15 protein-coding genes are annotated in these 16,751 nt (G+C 48.7%); all 15 read left to right on the forward strand.

Annotated features, from left to right (window positions below; all coding sequences use genetic code 11):
- The first annotated feature begins 115 nt into the window (after positions 1–115).
- The 15 genes from ACJMM9_RS13155 (at position 116) to ACJMM9_RS13225 (ending at position 16,743) form a co-directional block, all read left to right on the forward strand.
- Positions 116–649, forward strand: coding sequence for a hypothetical protein (locus tag ACJMM9_RS13155; protein ID WP_405327796.1), 534 nt, complete (start codon positions 116–118; stop codon positions 647–649).
- A 55-nt stretch (positions 650–704) separates the two neighbouring features.
- Positions 705–1,478: a DNA repair protein RadC gene (gene radC / locus ACJMM9_RS13160; RefSeq protein WP_405327799.1), complete on the forward strand. Its 774-nt coding sequence runs from the start codon at positions 705–707 to the stop codon at positions 1,476–1,478.
- Positions 1,479–1,647: 169 nt separating this feature from the next.
- A complete protein-coding gene (locus tag ACJMM9_RS13165; RefSeq protein WP_405327802.1) occupies positions 1,648–3,996 on the forward strand; it encodes an OmpA family protein in 2,349 nt (782 codons plus the stop codon).
- A gap of 129 nt (positions 3,997–4,125) precedes the next feature.
- Positions 4,126–4,368: a hypothetical protein gene (locus tag ACJMM9_RS13170; RefSeq protein WP_405327805.1), complete on the forward strand. Its 243-nt coding sequence runs from the start codon at positions 4,126–4,128 to the stop codon at positions 4,366–4,368.
- A 207-nt stretch (positions 4,369–4,575) separates the two neighbouring features.
- Entirely contained in the window at positions 4,576–5,388 is an 813-nt protein-coding gene (locus ACJMM9_RS13175) for a thymidylate synthase (protein ID WP_072827012.1), read from the forward strand.
- Positions 5,388–6,386 carry a metallophosphoesterase gene (locus ACJMM9_RS13180; RefSeq protein WP_405327808.1) on the forward strand — a complete coding sequence of 333 codons (999 nt, stop codon included), beginning with the start codon at positions 5,388–5,390 and terminating at the stop codon, positions 6,384–6,386. The genes ACJMM9_RS13175 and ACJMM9_RS13180 overlap by 1 nt, the downstream gene beginning before the upstream one ends.
- Positions 6,387–6,446: 60 nt before the next feature.
- Positions 6,447–7,754, forward strand: coding sequence for a deoxyguanosinetriphosphate triphosphohydrolase (locus ACJMM9_RS13185; protein ID WP_405327811.1), 1,308 nt, complete (start codon positions 6,447–6,449; stop codon positions 7,752–7,754).
- Entirely contained in the window at positions 7,705–8,466 is a 762-nt protein-coding gene (locus ACJMM9_RS13190; RefSeq protein WP_405327813.1) for a pyrimidine 5'-nucleotidase, read from the forward strand. Before ACJMM9_RS13185 ends, ACJMM9_RS13190 begins: the two co-directional genes overlap by 50 nt.
- Before the next feature lie 9 nt (positions 8,467–8,475).
- A complete protein-coding gene (locus ACJMM9_RS13195) occupies positions 8,476–9,282 on the forward strand; it encodes a metal ABC transporter permease (RefSeq protein WP_405327816.1) in 807 nt (268 codons plus the stop codon).
- Between the two features lie 9 nt (positions 9,283–9,291).
- Positions 9,292–10,401, forward strand: coding sequence for a hypothetical protein (locus tag ACJMM9_RS13200; protein WP_405327819.1), 1,110 nt, complete (start codon positions 9,292–9,294; stop codon positions 10,399–10,401).
- 316 nt (positions 10,402–10,717) lie between these two features.
- The gene (locus ACJMM9_RS13205) at positions 10,718–11,638 is read left to right on the forward strand and encodes an NERD domain-containing protein (protein ID WP_405327822.1); all 921 of its coding nucleotides are present in this window, start codon (positions 10,718–10,720) and stop codon (positions 11,636–11,638) included.
- Positions 11,639–11,792: 154 nt separating this feature from the next.
- The gene (locus ACJMM9_RS13210; protein WP_405327825.1) at positions 11,793–12,602 is read left to right on the forward strand and encodes a PDZ domain-containing protein; all 810 of its coding nucleotides are present in this window, start codon (positions 11,793–11,795) and stop codon (positions 12,600–12,602) included.
- A 72-nt stretch (positions 12,603–12,674) separates the two neighbouring features.
- Positions 12,675–15,155, forward strand: a complete 2,481-nt coding sequence (locus ACJMM9_RS13215) for a putative LPS assembly protein LptD (protein WP_405327828.1) — start codon at positions 12,675–12,677, stop codon at positions 15,153–15,155.
- A 73-nt stretch (positions 15,156–15,228) separates the two neighbouring features.
- A complete protein-coding gene (locus ACJMM9_RS13220; RefSeq protein ID WP_405327831.1) occupies positions 15,229–15,801 on the forward strand; it encodes a Maf family protein in 573 nt (190 codons plus the stop codon).
- Positions 15,802–15,804: 3 nt separating this feature from the next.
- Positions 15,805–16,743 carry a helix-turn-helix domain-containing protein gene (locus ACJMM9_RS13225; RefSeq protein ID WP_405327834.1) on the forward strand — a complete coding sequence of 313 codons (939 nt, stop codon included), beginning with the start codon at positions 15,805–15,807 and terminating at the stop codon, positions 16,741–16,743.
- Positions 16,744–16,751 lie beyond the last annotated feature (8 nt).

The following is a 16,751-nucleotide window of genomic DNA, read 5'->3' on the forward strand; positions in this document are numbered from 1 at the left end:
CAAGAGCTTCACTGATGCCCGCTCGTCGTCTAATGGCAGCAGCCAGTCTCGACAGCTCAACATTGGTGGCCACTTTGGCTTTGGCCTCGGTACTTACTGGGATTATCCCGCGCAATTGGGCAGTAACGAGTGGTTTGGCCTGGCCTTTGATCTCGGTGGTGTGCTCAAGTATCGCGTCAATAACATGCTCGCCGTCGTGCCCGAATTGAACATCGGCTTTATCCATTCTTCTAGAAAGGTGGCTGAAGGTTATTGGTATGGTGGTTACAATGTTAACGAAACCCGCCTTCTCGTCAATTTGAACATCCCTGTCACCGCACGCTTTACTCCGGTTCCTTATGCTTATCTTGAAGCGGGCCTTCGCATGAACTTTAACTTTGCTACAGGCCATAGCTTGGATGCAAGTGATCAGGCAACTGGACAGACTTTTGATAGCGAAGACTTGGATACCTGGGAAGTCAAGACTTTTGTTCCGTCCGTTGTCGCAGGTCTTGGCGGTACGATCAAGGTTAAAAACCACGAAATGGATTTGGGCCTTCGTTTGAACCTTGATGTTAGCGGTATTCAGAAGGACAATAAGTACTACGGAATGGAAGATAATTCCAAGATTTGGAATATCCAGTTCGTGCTGAACTACTACTTGTACTAATAAATTCAAGAAAGGAGAGTGGAATCCATGCTGCAAAGTGTGGATTCCTTTTTTTTTGAAAAAAAGTGGCTCAAAAAATCTGAAAAAAGCGTGTTTATATAATAGAAACCTTTATAGGAGAAAATCCATGAACCACAATCAGGTTGCGCTTTTTTCAAAAACAGGATATAACTTGATGCCACGAGAAAAAATGGAACATATCGGAGTCAGTGCCTTAAGTAATGAAGAACTGTTGTCCATTATTCTTGGGAGCGGAACTCGCGAATGCAATGTGTTTGAGCTGTCTAGGCGGCTTTCCAATTTTTTATCGACGGAAACGTCCGTTCCAACGCTTGACCGCCTTAAGAAAATTCGTGGACTTGGAAAAGTCAAGGCGGCGCAGATTTTGGCCTGTCTGGAACTTTCGGGGCGCTTCATTTTAAGCGACAAGGCGATTCCCGTTTCGGTTCCGGAAGATGTGCTTTCACGCTTGTCGTACATGAAATACGAATCGCAGGAACACCTGGTGGTTGTTTCGCTAAATTCTGCTAATTACATCATTCGCGTCCATGAGCTTACGACGGGACTTGTGAATCAGACTCCTGTTCATCCGCGCGAGGCTTTTGCATTAGCCATTGAGGATCGCGCGGTATCGGTGATTTTTGCCCACAATCATCCTTCCGGATCGCTGGAGCCGAGTTCCGAGGATATGTCGATTACGCGGCTGCTCTGCGCTTCTGGTAAAATTTTGCAAATACCTGTTTTGGACCATATTATCATAGGTAAAAGTGGGTTTACAAGTTTATGCCGCTGTTTCCCAGAAATCTTTGAAAGCACATTTTTTAAGTGAATTTGTGTAAAAAAAAAGAAATAAAATGGCGAAATATAAAAAGTATGTACGATTTGTCAATTTTTTCATAATACAAAAAGTGCGGACTTTTTTTTAAAGAGTTATATTTCACATAAACATTACTATAAGGACCGCTCTATTCAAGGGTTGGTCAAAACAAGGAGACTCTATGAAACGAGTAGCAATGGGATTGGCTCTGGCGCTGGCGGTATCCGCTTACGCTGACCAGCATGCCAAGACGATCAATAAGACGGGCTTCGTCGGTGTCAATAAGACACAGTCAGCTCAGTCTCTCGGTCATTCCAAGCTTGTGTTTAATGCTTTGGGAGACTATGCATTTGGTAACAAGATGTTCCAGCCGGAGGCTTATTACGGTTATACTCTGGAAAGAACATTTGATGAAACTCAGACTCCGGGTGCATGGAAGCAGAGAGCAGATGTTGGTAACTATAACGGTGTTAGCGCTTATGTTGGGTTCGCTATTGGCCTTTTGGACTATTTCGACCTCGGTGTGACGTTGCCGGTCTACTATGACCAGTTCAAGGGTCCGACGATGTGTGGCAGTGAAGCTAACTGCAACCCGGAAGATCTTTACGGCACCAAGAAGGGTTACGTTGGTAACTTGACGGCCAACTTGAAGATGCGTGCTCCGATTCCGTCCGATATTCCGGTGGACTTCGCTGCATTCTTCAGATATTCTTTTGCTACTTCCAAGAAGACCGAACAGGGTCTCTGGATTCGTGAACCGGAATTCATTGGTAACAAGGGTGAAGTTGCTGGTAAGGCTTACCCGTTCGGTGCCAATAAGTCCGACTTTACTGCCGGTGCCGCTTTGACATTGGACCTTTCCAAGGTTGATGTCATGCCGCTCCTCCTCCACATTAACGGTGGCTACCGCTTGTCGATGAACAAGGACTATCTGTCCTTCCCGTTCGGTAGTGCCGCTATCGAAATCTATCCGCTCGACTTCCTCTCCTTGTTTGCTGAATTCTACATGGATTATCAGGACAAGAACTTCGAAATGAAGACTCCGGCGGGTCAGACTCTTGAAGAAAAGCTTGATATGAAGCAGGTCACGGGTGGTCTCGTATTCCACTTGCCGGTTGGCCTCGATATCCAGCTCGGTGGTTCTATGTACGTGGGTAACGACAACTACATCCACTTCGTGGAAGTTCTCGAAAACCAGGACAAGGCTAAGACTGTTGCAACCAAGATTCGCGTGAATCCGCAGTACGCCTTGTTCGGTGGTTTGACCTGGTCTGGCTTCCTGCTTCCGCAGGACCGCGATGGCGATGGCGTGTCGGATGCTGATGACCGTTGCCCGGATGACTATGGTCATCGTTTGAACGCTGGCTGCCCGATGGGCAACCCGGATAGCGACGAAGACGGTGTCTGCGACGCTTGGGTTTCTGAAAAGGGTATGCTTGACGAATTCCGCAATGTTTGCGAAGGTATCGACCAGTGCCCGAACGAAAAGGGTAATAGTACGAATGGTTGCCCGACGGATGATCCGGACCCGGATAAGGACGGCGTCTGCGATTCTTGGGTAAGCCAGAAGGGTCAGCTTGACCAGTTCAAGGAAATTTGCGAAGGCATCGACCAGTGCCCGGCTGAAGCTGGTACGCTCGTCAACAACGGTTGCCCGGAAGACAATCCGGATCCGGATGGCGACGGTCTCTGCTCTCCGTGGGTCACCGACAAGAACAAGCTTGATCAGTATGCCGGCGTCTGCAAGGGCTACGACATGTGTCCGGGTGAAGCTGGTGCTGCCGGCAATAAGGGCTGCCCGTGGGATGATCCGGACAGCGACGGCGACGGTATCTGCGACGAATGGGTTGTACAGAAGAAGCTCGGCTACTACTTCGAAAAGGCTGCCGAAGACGAATCTCTCGCTAAGGAATGGTTCATCTCCAAGTCCTGCAAGGGTCTTGACAAGTGCCCGCTCGAACACGGTGTTGCTGCCAATGACGGCTGCCCGCTCCCGGATCCGGACCTTGACAAGGATGGCGTCTGCGATGCTTGGGTCACCGAAAGAAATATGTTCAACCTCTTTGAAGGTGTCTGCGCTGGTCTTGACCGTTGCCCGGCTGAAGCTGGCGACGACGGATTCGGATGCCCGAAGAAGAAGGCTGAAAAGCTCGAAGGTCTTACCTTCAAGAGCGGTAAGGCTACAATTTCCGCCAATGCTAAGAGAATCCTTAAGGACGTCGCCAAGAAGCTCAAGGAAGACGACGCATACAAGGACCTCAAGATTGTGATCCAGGGTCATACCGACAACCGCGGTAAGGCCAAGAAGAACCTCAAGCTCTCTCAGAACCGCGCTAAGGCAGTTATGAAGCAGCTCACGAAGTTCGGCGTTGCTAAGGATCGCATCAAGTCCATCGGTCTCGGCTCTACCTGCCCGGTTGACGATAACTCCACGGCAGAAGGTCGCGAAATGAACCGTCGTATTGAAATGCACTTCGTCACACCGGAAAATGACGGTATGAAGTGCGAAAGCAACTACGTTGGTGACTAATAACTTTTAGAGTCTCAACCAAAGCCCCGGGCATTAGCCCGGGGCTTTTCTTATAGTCGCAACTACGTTGCCATTATGTCATCCCCGCCTTGAGCGGGGATCGCCTTTTTAGATTTCTACATTTACAACATGACAAAACTTGATGAAATTCTGACCGCAAATAACTTTAGCAATCACGATCTCGTTGAAATGCTCCCTGTGAACTTGAACCATAAGATGGTGCAGAAGGCGCGCCTCGGCAAGAAGCCTGTGCCCAAGCATACACAGGACTTGATTTTGCAGGCTTTGAACAAACTCTTGTTGCAGACCGCCGCCGAAGTAGATGGCAAAGTCGCCAAGCAGTACAAGCGTGTGGAAGTGTTTGGGGAATAATTAGACGAAAGAACGCCGCTTGGCGGCTACAGACGAGAGCACCCAGAGGAATAATGGCGCTACGCGCGGTTTAACGTAAAAATCTCTCGTCTTTCGTCTTTGCACAAGTGCTAAATGCTAGGCTCAATCATGTCAAAAAACAAGTTTTTTGCCGTGATATTCGCCTTACGCATTTATCGTCTCTCGTCTAAATTTTATAATTACAATATGCAGCAATACTTAGATCTTCTTAAAGATATTATCGATAACGGTGTGGATCGCTCCGATCGCACTGGCACCGGCACTCGCTCTGTGTTTGGTCGCCAGACCCGCTTTGACCTTTCCAAGGGCTTCCCGTGCTTAACGACCAAGAAACTCCACTTGCGCAGTATCATTCACGAACTGCTGTGGTTCTTGAAGGGCGATACGAACATCAAGTACTTGCACGACAACAAGGTTACGATTTGGGACGAATGGGCCGATGAAAATGGCGACCTGGGTCCGGTTTACGGTCACCAGTGGCGCTCCTGGCCGACACCCGATGGCGGACACATCGACCAGATTGCAAACTTGATCAATAGCCTCAAGAACAATCCGGATTCCCGCCGTCACTTGGTTTGCGCCTGGAACGTTGCCGAAGTGGACAAGATGGCTTTGCCGCCGTGCCATTGCCTGTTCCAGTTCTACGTGGGCGGTGTTGGCGCTAGTGGCAAGCGCAAGCTCAGTTGCCAGCTTTACCAGCGCAGTGCCGACATGTTCCTCGGTGTGCCGTTCAACATTGCGTCTTATTCGCTCTTGACGATGATGCTTGCCCAGGTCTGCGGTTACGAAGCGGGCGAGTTTGTCCATACTTTTGGCGACCTGCATTTGTACAGCAATCACTTTGACCAGGCTCGTGAACAGCTTTCACGTACGCCACGTGCGCTTCCGACCATGAAGATGAATCCTGATGTCAAGGACTTGTTCGATTTCAAGTTCGAAGATTTTGAACTTGTAAATTACGACCCGTGGCCGACCATCAAGGCTCCGATTGCCGTTTAATGAACGCTTCGATCGACTTCATTGGCGATATTCATGGGCACTACGATGAACTCGTGGTGCTCCTTAAAAAGCTAGGCTACGAAGAACGCGGAGGTGCGTTCCGCTATCCGGGCGATGCTCGGACCGTTGTATTTTTAGGCGATTACATCGACCGCGGAAGTCAAGTGCGTGAGACGGTGAATCTTGTACGCGCCATGCGCGATGCGGGTTCTGCGGTGGCGCTGATGGGCAATCACGAGTTCAATGCGCTTAGCTTTTGGCATGAGAATGGAGCCGGCGGGCGGCCTTTAAAAGCGATTCACGGCGGATATTTGCGTGAGCATACTTTTAACAAAGTAGCGATCCACGTGAAAACCGTCGAGAGCTATCGCGGGCGCAAGGCTGAATTCCTGGAAATGCTCGATTTCCTCAAGACGCTCCCACTTTACTTGGAAACGGACTTGTTCCGTGCGCAGCATGCCTGCTTTGACTTGAAATGCGCCGAAATGCTAAAGGCTGAAAACATCCGCTCTTTCATGGATGGCGATTTCGATGAGCTGATTGCCCGTGCGAACGACAAGAATGACGAATATGATGATTCTCTGTACTGGCCGATAAGTTTGTTCTTAAAAGGTCCGGAATTGGACTTGCCTGAAGGCTTGACTTTCCGCGATGCCGAAGGTGTGCTTCGCAAGCGCACGCGCATTCGCTGGTGGATTTGCCCGAAGAACAAGAATTTGCAGGAACTCAGTTTCCAGCCGGGTGTGGAATTGCCGCCGCGCGAAGTTCCGCTTGAAATCCAGACTCGTGATTTTTATGGCGAAAATGAACGCCCTGTTTTCTTTGGACATTATTGGTTGACGGGGCTGCCTGAACTTATTCGTGATAACGTTTGTTGCTTGGATTACAGCGTTGCTGGCTACCGTGGTGACGGGCGCCTTGTTGCTTACCGTTTTGATGGCGAACAGAAACTCGATAACCGAAAGTTCGTCTCGGTCGACGCCGGAACTGCATTATAGAGACCAGTTTTCGTAAACTCTCTCGTCTCTCGTCTCTCGTCTAAAATCTATATTTATGGTATGCTACAATGGGATACGCTTCTTTCTGCAACGCGTTACGGTCACCCGGCCGATCCGGACCCGAACCGTTCTGACTTCCATCGCGATTACGACCGCATCGTTTTTTCTACCGCATTTCGCCGCTTAGGCCGCAAGACTCAAGTTCACCCGTTCTCGGTGAATGACCACGTCCACAGCCGCCTCACGCACAGTCTCGAAGTTTCGAGCGTAGGCCGTAGCCTTGCAATTACGGTGTATCACCTGATCAAAAAGCATTTGCCGAAGTATGTGAACGAATACCAGTTCGGTACGATAGTGCAGTCGGCATGCCTTGCGCACGATATTGGAAACCCGCCGTTTGGCCATGCGGGCGAAGCCGCCATTCGCGAATGGTTCCGCAAGAATCGCCGTTCGGCGCCGATGTCTGAACTCAACGACAAGGAAATTGCGGACTTCGAAAACTTTGACGGTAACGCTCAAGGCCACCGCATTTTGAGCAAGCTGGAATACCACTTCCTCGATGGCGGTATGCGACTTACGTATGCGACGATTGGTTCGATGATCAAGTATCCGCGACTCGCGTATTACGGTTGCCCGACGAGCTTGTTCCGCACCGAAGCAGAGCTTTACCGCGAAACCGCAGAGACTCTTGGCATTCCAGAAATTGAAAACGGCGTTTGGGTTCGCCATCCGCTCGTGTATTTGATGGAAGCAGCAGATGATATTTGCTATTCCATTCTCGATGTCGAAGATGCGATTGAACTTGGCATTTTGACGTTTGGCGATGTGCGCAACATGTTCAGCTTCTTGTGCGGTCCCGAAGTCGATATCGACCGCGAGTTCGAAGAAAATGGCCAGAATTTCAGGGACTTTCTCAGCAGTATTCGCGGGCGCGCGATCCAGAACTTGATCGATGACGTGGCGGTGCTTTTCGTAAAGCACTATGACCGCATCATGGAAGGGACGCTCGACAAGCATTTGATTGACCTTTCCCGTTCGGATACGATGGAAGGCATCCGCATTGCAAAGCGCCTGGGCGTAGAACGCATTTACCCCGACCGCCGCAAGACTGAACTTGAAGTCGGTAGCTATACGACGCTCAGCACCGTGCTCGATGCGTTTATCAACGGTGTTTACGATTACCGCCAGAATGACCGCAATTCGTACCGTGCAAACCGCATTGTCCGCTTGATTGGTCAGGCGAAGATTGGCCAGAGCGTGACGACCGCCGAAGCTTACCACCAGGTGCTAGACTTTGTGAGCGGCATGACGGACAACTATGCCACTTACCTCGCTCGTCAAATCGGCGGGCTTGCGATGGGATATTAAGAGGTCTTGCTCTGTGAGTGCGCTGGATATCGGCATCAAAAACGACGCCTCGAAAATTTGGCTGTTCGATTACGACTTGACGCTTTATGGCGAAGAGGAACGCTTTGTCTTAAATTCGCTCGACCACCGTATTGCAGAATTTGTCCAAAAGACCGTGGGCGGGACGTTTGAAAGTGCGACTGAAATTCGCAAGGATTATCTGCACCGTTTTGGCACGACGCTTTCGGGACTCATGGCGATGAATGGCACCGCTCCTGACGATTTCTTTGACTTTATCCATGAACCGGAGTACCTAGTTTATCCAAAGGTGGCACCTGAAAAGCTCGAACTCCTGAAATCGCTTGAGGGGCACCGCTTTGTGTTTACGAATGGGCGAGGGGATTGGAGCCGCGCAGGCATGGCGCATATGCAGCTTGATTCTGCGATTGAGGATGTTTTTGACCTCAAGCTCATGGATTGGGAAGGCAAGCCTCACGTGAGCGCATACGATAAAATCGAAAAATGGCTTATGGCGCGGGGCGTCTTGGCTCAGGATTCGTCGGAAAAGTCACAAATTGTGCTGCTCGAAGATTCGCTCCGCAATTTGGAACCCGCTCATGAACGAGGCTGGACGACCGTTCTCGTGAATCCGAACATACAAGCGCCCGGCTGGGTGGATTTTCATATCCCGCATTTACTAAATTTACGGGAGAAGCTAATCTCTAACCCCTGATACCTAAAAATGCTCGATTTGCTTTCCATGGATTTTATGCAGAACGCCCTTGTCGCGGCGGTGCTTGTTGCCATTGCCTGTGGCGTCATGGGGACGTATGTCGTGGTGAACCGCTTGACATCGCTTTCGGGCGGTGTGGCGCATGCTTCGTTTGGCGGGGTGGGGCTTGCCTGCTTTATCGGCTTTTCGCCGATGCTTGGGGCGCTTGGCTTTGCACTTGCCTGTGCCATGCTCATGGGCGTTCTCACGTGGCGCGACCGCAAGCACTCCGATACGTTCATTGGGATTATCTGGGCGGCTGGCATGGCGCTTGGCGTGATTTTGACTGATTTGACTCCCGGATACAGCGGCGAGATGATGAGCTTCTTGTTCGGTAGCCTATTGACGGTGCCGACAGAACTTCTCTGGTGGATGGGCGGTTTGCTCGTGTTCATTCTGGGGGCTGTTTCTGTTTGCTACCGCAATTTCCTTTCGATTTCGTACGATCCGGAATTTGCGCGTGTCCGGGGCATTCCTGTGCTGAACTACTACATGCTCTTGATTGCGCTGATCGCCCTTACGGTCGTGATTGCCGTGCAGGCGGTGGGCATGATTCTCGTGATTGCGCTTCTCACGATCCCGGCTTACATTGCAGAATGCTATGCCAAAAACTTGCTACAGATGATGGTTGTTTCCGTCGTCGTTTCGCTTGTGCTTGTGGTGCTTGGACTTTTAGTCGCTTGCCAGCTGAATTTTGTCGTCGGTCCTACGATTATTGCAGGTGGCGTCATCCTGTACTTGCTGAATTTTGCTGTAAAAAAATTTGTGAAAAAATAGGAGAGGGAAATGTTTTCAAGATTGGGTATGTCCATTGCTGTTGCGTGTTCGTTCTTGGCCACTTCGGCTTTTTCGGCGGTTGCTCGTAACTCATTTGACAACATGGATGTCAAGACTTCTTATTCTGAACTGTTGCAGGAGAAAAACGCCCGTAACGATTCTCTTTTGCCGGCGTTCGATGGCGACAAGGCTTTTGCCGAAGTGCTTCGCCTGAATCCGAATTTCTGGAGCTTGGGCAGTGCCATCAACAAGGAAGAATCGCTTGTGACAAAGCTCCACGTGAACTTGATTTTTGTGGATGGTACCCGCGAAGAGCCGTTCTGCGAGCTTGACAAGGCCGCAAAAAATACAGCCGATGAATGGAACGTGCGCATTGGTGCGGACTTCGTTTCCGCAGGTTCCAATACGGTGCATATTCACGTGCAGCAGTGCTTGGACTATGTGCGCGACCAGCTCGGTTACGCCATCAAGAAGGGTGACAAGATTATCCATGTACCGCCTAAGGAAACGCTTGACAAAATCAAGAAGAGTGAAATTCCGGATGCTATCGACATTGAATTGCAGCAGACGCTTTTGAAGGCGCACGAAGATGTGAATCTCACAGGCAAGTGCCCGAAGGATATCGAAGCTTACATCATCCTCATGAATGTCTACAATCAGGTCAAGAACATGAAGATGGATTACGTGGTCATCAACGACCAGCTGAACAAGCACCGTAGCGGTTCTCGCGTACAGTCTTGCGCCTTTAGTCGCGAATGGAACAAGCGCTACCAGGAAAGCGCAAGCTTTGAATGCGATATCGACAATGACCGCTGCACTTACCGTCAGGAAAACGATGGCGATACGGAATGGTCCATCAACTACGAAAAGGACCGCTTTGAATACATCAACAAGAAGTTCCTCTTCTTCAATTTGGACCCGATGAGCATCCACAAGGGCGGCACGATGATGGACTTGCGCCTCATTCGCCTCTCGACGACGCTCTATCTCGAAGCCTACATCAACTTGAAGGGCGAGCCGGTGACGCTTGGCTTGATTGTTGTTCCTGGCGACAAGACGATCAAGGATTACGAAGATGACCGCCCGTCTTACGACGAATCAAAGGAAATGACGGAATAAAAGAATGTACGCTTTTTATGTGTTATTCTGATGACTTTGGACAATAGTGTCATCTTGAGCGAAGGGCGTAGCCCGAAGTCGAAAGATCCAGTAAAATTCCCTTTTGCGTATTACCCCGGATATTGAACTGGGGGCTTTTTTTATCTAAAAATTGTTGTTTTATTTTATGGTAAAGTATATCTTTACGGAAGAAAAACGGAGATGGCTATGTTTGATTATGCTCAATATAAATCATTGACTCTCTTTGGGTACATATTCTGCAGATAAATGTAGTGTAAAAGGTGTTTATAAAAAAGAGCAATTGAGGAAATAAATTATGGGTATTATTGACGCTTTATTTTTTAAGTATTTTGGTCCTGTATTCATTAAGGAAGATAGCGATGCTGAATCTTTTATTGAAAAAATGAAATCGCTTTCATCAAGAGCCTCTGGAAAACTCAAAGATAAAATTGATGAGCAAATTGCTATTGCTGAAGCAGGACTTAAGGGCGAAAAACAGATTGCATTTGAACTGAAAAATAGTGGTATGGACATGCTTATTATGCATGACCTGTATTTGGAAAAGAACGGTCTATCTGCTCAAATAGATTTTTTAGTGATAACAAGAAAGCATATATTTGTTATTGAATGTAAGAACCTTTATGGTAATATTGAAATTGATGAAAAGGGAAACTTTATTCGTCATAAGTGGTTAGGAAAATTTGAGCGAAAAGAAGGATTCCCATCTCCTGTTTCTCAAAACGAAAGGCATTTGAATATTCTCAAAGAAATTCGTCGTGAATACAAAAATAATTTTGTAACACAGGGCTTGTTTGATAAGTTGTTCCCTCAAACATATCGATCAATTGTTGTCTTGGCGAATCCAAAGACAATTTTAAATGACTCAAAGGCTCCTGAAGAAATTCGTAAGGTTGTTATTCGTTTGGATCGGCTTGTTGCCTATATAAGAAAAATTGAAGATGAGGATGATTCTTTAAAGTCCTCTGAGAAGGATATGCACGAATTGTTAGATTCGTTCATTAAGTGTAGTAAGCCTATAAAATCAGATTATGCAAAGAAATATGAGGAAATGCTTACAGAGTTGATTGCAAATAAGGCTGAACCTCAGTGTGAAAAGATTTGCCCCAAGTGTGGTAAGCCATTAGTTTTACGAACAGCAAAGAAAGGTGAAAATCAAGGCAATCAGTTCTGGGGATGCTCGGGATTTCCGAAGTGTTGGTATAAGGAGAACGGATAATTGCAATGATTCACTAGCCAAAAAGGACCGTTTATGTGCCCATCCGTTGCTTTGAAGTGTGTTTTTGCCGTTTTATCCCATATATTTCAGTGTGAATTCGTTTGAAATAGCAACTTTTTATTATATATTATGGAAGAAAATTAAGGAGATTTTTATGAATTCTTTCGTTAAGGCTTCTCTGATTGCCGCTATGATGACGGCTCCGCTTATGGCTGACGAATCCTTTGGTGGCGTTGGCATTACGATTTATCAGGTGGGCGAAGGTGTCCACGTGGCTGAAGTCATCCCGGGTACACCGGCTGCAGAGACGAATCTCCGTGCTGGCGATATCATCACGTCTGTTGATGGTGTAAGCCTCAAGGGACAGGATATCGAGTTTTCAAAGTCTAAGCTCCGCGGTCAGGTCAATAAGCCGCTCGAAATCACCTACACAAGCAATGGCGAAACCTATTCTGCCGTGATCCGTCGCGCCCAGATTACTGTGAAGGACTTGGACAACAAGGCTGTCAAGAACTGGTATGGCGACAAGGAACGTGTGAATGTTCAGGAACTTGAAACGTTTGCAAGCGCTACCGAAAACGACAAGCAGCTCGTCGCTGTGCTTAGCCGTGGAAATCTCATCAAGAACGATGTGGCTGTTGCCTCTGCTGATGTCAATGGAATTTATGTGGAAAAGGCAAAGTCTGCTCCGAAGTTCTCCAAGCCGACTCCGGTCCGCTCTGGCGATGCAAGCCTCCGCCTTTTCAGCCGCAAGGCAATTGCGTTTACGCTTAAGTCTCCGGGCCGTGCAACCGTGACGATCTTGAACGCCGATGGCGAACAGGTGGCAAAGCTTGGCCTCGACAATGCTGTCGCTGGCGTGAACACGCTCAACTGGGACGGTTCCAAGATTTCTAATGGCCGCTATGTTATTTCCATTGACCACAATGGCAGCGTGAGCGGTGCAAATGCTGTGCTGAAGTAATTCGCGCTTTAAACAAAAATTTTGAAGAACGCTGCTATTTTGGAGCGTTCTTTTTTTCTATCTTGTGGAACCGTGATTTTATCCAAAACCCATCGCTTCTTGTGGGCCTTTTTGGCGATTCTCTTCGCTGCGGTCTTCGCTCCTTGCTCTTATGGCGAGGAGATGACCCGCTTTGAACTCGAAGAGCGTGAACAGCCTGTAGAAGATACGACCGAAGTCGATTGGATGAACGATACGACGGGTGTCGATACGATCGAGTATCATGCCGTTGACTTGGTTTATGATGTTGAATCTTCGACTTTTAATCTGAATAAGTCGGCCCAGCTTAAGTACCGTACTGCAACGCTGGAGTCGGACACGATTTGGATGGACCAGAAAAATCAGATCCTTGCGGCTTCAGGCAATCCAGTTCTCCGTGAAGCGAAGAACCCGTCTTTGTCGGGGATGCGCCTCAAGTACAACCTTAAGTCCAAAATTGGTGAAGTCTATTACGCTACTACATTCCAGGATAACCAGCAGTTGAACGGTATGGAAGTCCGCCGCTTGCCTGATACGCGAATCCAGATTGCTCGTGGCGACTTCAGTACGTGTAACGATACGACGCACCAGCACTTCTACTTCTATGGCCGCCGCATGGTGGTCAAGCCCAAGGAGACGATTACCGCAAGGCCGGTGGTGTTGAACATTGCCGATGTGCCGGTGGCGGTTCTCCCGATGATTGTCGCCCCTCTCAAGAGTGGCCGTAAATCCGGCCTTTTGACGCCGAAGTTCGGTGGTGACCAGAAGCAGGGATTCTATTTGCGCAATATCGGTTTCTATTACGCTGCCAACGATTACTGGGATGCAACGCTTTCCGCTGACATTATCGAAGGCGACGAGGCACGGTTTGAAAAATCGACCTTGTCGGGCGAGATCCGTTACAAGAAGCGTTATTTGCTGGATGGCTACTTGAAGTACACGAGTTACCTCCAGGAATTTGATTTCAGCAATAGTGGTTACGACATCGAGTTCTCGCATAATCAGAACCTGACTCCCGACGCAAAGCACACTTTGAGCGGTCAGGGTTCTTTTGTGAGCGACCGAAGCATCCGTAAGGAAAATTCGCTAGAGGCGAGTACTATTTTGAACCAGCAGGCAAACGCTTCTCTTGCTTATTCTGGTAAGTTCGGGAACAACAAGAGCTTGACGGTGAAAATCTCGCAGAGCCACAACCTCACGACAGGCATGCTTGAACGCAACTTGCCTGATATCCAGTACCGTATGAGCGGAAACCTTTTCAACTTTGAACTGGAAGAAGGCGAGGTTGCCGCAGAAGATGGATCGTTCCAGTCGTTTCTTGAAAAGTTCAACTACAGCTTTACGAACCGCTTTAACTACAACATGCGCAAGGCCCGCGATACGACTTTGAACAAAGATACGGCGGCCCATTACCTGGGGTACACGGGGAACTATACTTTGGATTACTCGGGACGTCTTTTTGATGTGATCAACATAACTCCGCGAGCTTCTTTTTCAGGTTACTGGACGGGTACTTCCTGGCGCAATCCGAACGATTCTTTGTACAAAAGAAAACGCTACATGAGCTTTAATCCGGATGCCGGAACTTATGGCAATGTGGCTTATAATCACAATTACAGCTTGACTGCCGATACAAAGCTCTATGGTATCTGGGTTCCTGAAATCGGACGATTCACCGGTATTCGCCACGTGCTTTCTCCGAGCGTCTCTTACACGTATGCTCCTGAAATTGATACTGTAAAGACCTTTGCGCCGCACCCGCTTTTGGGGCAGTATCCGTACCAGGAAAAGCAGCAGACGATTGGCTTTAGCTTGAGTAACGACTTTGATATCAAGTATCTCAAGGTGGCTGGGCATGCCGATACGAGTCGTGGTGATTCGGCCAAGCGCGCGAAAGCTGTTGAAGATCAGTACGGCACTCGTCGTTTGCTCACGACAAGGCATAGCTTTTCGTACAACTTTGCAGCCGATTCTCTGAACTTCTCGGATATCTCTTCGTCGTTCGGCTTCCAGATTTTGCCGGACTACATGTTTACCATCAATACGCGTCATAGCTTCTATCACAAGTACGATGTGAATCCGAACAAGGTAAGGTTCCCGGAACTCACGTATTGGGGTTACGAGCTTTCGAAGAGCTTCCACTGGAGCGGAACTTTTAACGGCGGCCTTCCGTCGCAGCTTGAAAAGTACGAAATGCTCAAGTGGTCGTTGAGTTTGGATTATCGTTATTCGTTTAGCAGTACACGAGTCGCAAAGAATTTGTTCAAAGACAATATTTCTCATTCGACCGGGATCTCTGCTACATTTCAGCCGACTGTGAACTGGGACGTGTCTTACAGCACCCGCTATGATTACAATGAAGGCAAGTTTGTCTCGCACGAGTTTACGTTCAAGCGTTCGTTGCATTGCTGGCAGCTAGATTTTACGTGGACCCCGACAGGGCCTGCCGCAGGGTGGAGCTTCTCTGTGTATGTCCGCGACTTGCCGGATATCAAGCTTAACGCCGGCAGCACCGATACAAAGAGTTATGACTAAGTTAGGCGAGAGAACGGCTCTTCGAGCCTGTAGACGAGAGACGAAAGAGTTAACTAGTAACTAATAAGCTATTATGACTGAATCAGAAATAATCCTTGCAAGCGGTTCTCCGCGCCGTTCTGAAATTTTAAAGCAGCTGGGAGTCAAGTTCCGCGTGGTCGTTTCGGGCGAAGACGAAAAGCCCACGAGCACAAACCCGCTCGACTTTCCTCGCGAAAACGCCTGCATCAAGGCTTTGTCCGTATCCCGCCAGGTACGCGATGCTTACGTGCTTGGCTTTGATACGCTCGTGTTTTTGGATAACGAGCCGCTTGGCAAGCCAAAATCCGAGGCGAACGCTCTTGAAATGCTGAGTAAACTAAACAATCGTTCGCATTTTGTCATCACCGGAGTTGCGATTGCGCTCAATGGCGAAATCGTTAGCGCGTCTGAGGAGAAAACAGAGGTCTTTTTTAGAAACTGTTCCTTACAGGAGCTTAAAGATTATGTAAATTCTAAGGACCCGATGGACAAGGCTGGCGCCTATGGCATTCAAACGAATGGCGCGCGCCTGATCAAGTCTATCAACGGTTGCTACTACAACGTGGTTGGGTTACCAGTTGCACGTACACTGGAAATGTTGGATGGTTTACAAGTTAGGGTATAGCAAATGATTCAGTTGGAAGAGAAGAATCCAAACGAACGCCTTGGCGACTTCTTGGCCCGCGTTCGCGAATCTCAAGGGCTTTCTATCGAAGATCTTGCCGAGCGCACGAAAATCTCGGTGAAAATGCTTCACTTTATCGAAGCGAGCGACTGGAAATCCTTGCCGGTTGAAGCTTATGTCCGTAGCTATTTGAATTCTGTGAGTTCGAAGCTTGGCTTGGATGCAAAGGCCGTCCTTAAAATGTACACCCAGGAAGTGGGTTCTAGTTACGAAATTCGTGAAGCTGAACCCATCAAGAATATCGCTCCGGTGACCGAAGACGAAAAGAAGCCGCGCAGCAAGGCCGTGCCTATAGCAATCGTAGCCATTTTGGTTCTTCTCATTGTCGGGCTTCATTTTGTAACCCGTGACAATGCTGCCTCAGATGCCAAAGCCAATCCTCCGGCGGCAGTTGCTGCTGACGATTCTTCGGAAGTCAGCCAGGACATGCCTGAAGGGGCAATCAAGGTCCCGGTCGATTCCAGCAAGGACGAAAAAACGGATAAGGTGACTCAGGCCGAAATCGACAAGGCTGTGAAAAAGGCCGAAAATCTCCCGGCATCTGCAACGATCTTTATCTCATCGACCTCCAAGAAGGATACTGTGACAGGCCCGGTTTCGGATAACGGTCGCACTCGAATTGAACTCGTCGGTTCCGGCGAGATGCGTTCTTGGGTCGGCATCAAGCGCGACGAAGATGATGACGAATTTGTGAAAGAAGCGAACATTGCAACGGTTGATAACAAGCTTGTCTATACCGCAAGTGGTACGCTCTACATTGTGATTGGTGAACCGCGCGCTATCAGCAAAATGTATTTGAACGGCGTGGAAACCCCGGTGCCGGTGCCGAAGTTTGGCCGTGTGGCTCGCTTTAGCGTTTATGACGGTCGTGTCCTTAAATAAGAGGTGCT

Origin of the sequence: Fibrobacter sp. (genome assembly GCF_045112255.1) — a bacterium.
Lineage (GTDB): Bacteria > Fibrobacterota > Fibrobacteria > Fibrobacterales > Fibrobacteraceae > Fibrobacter.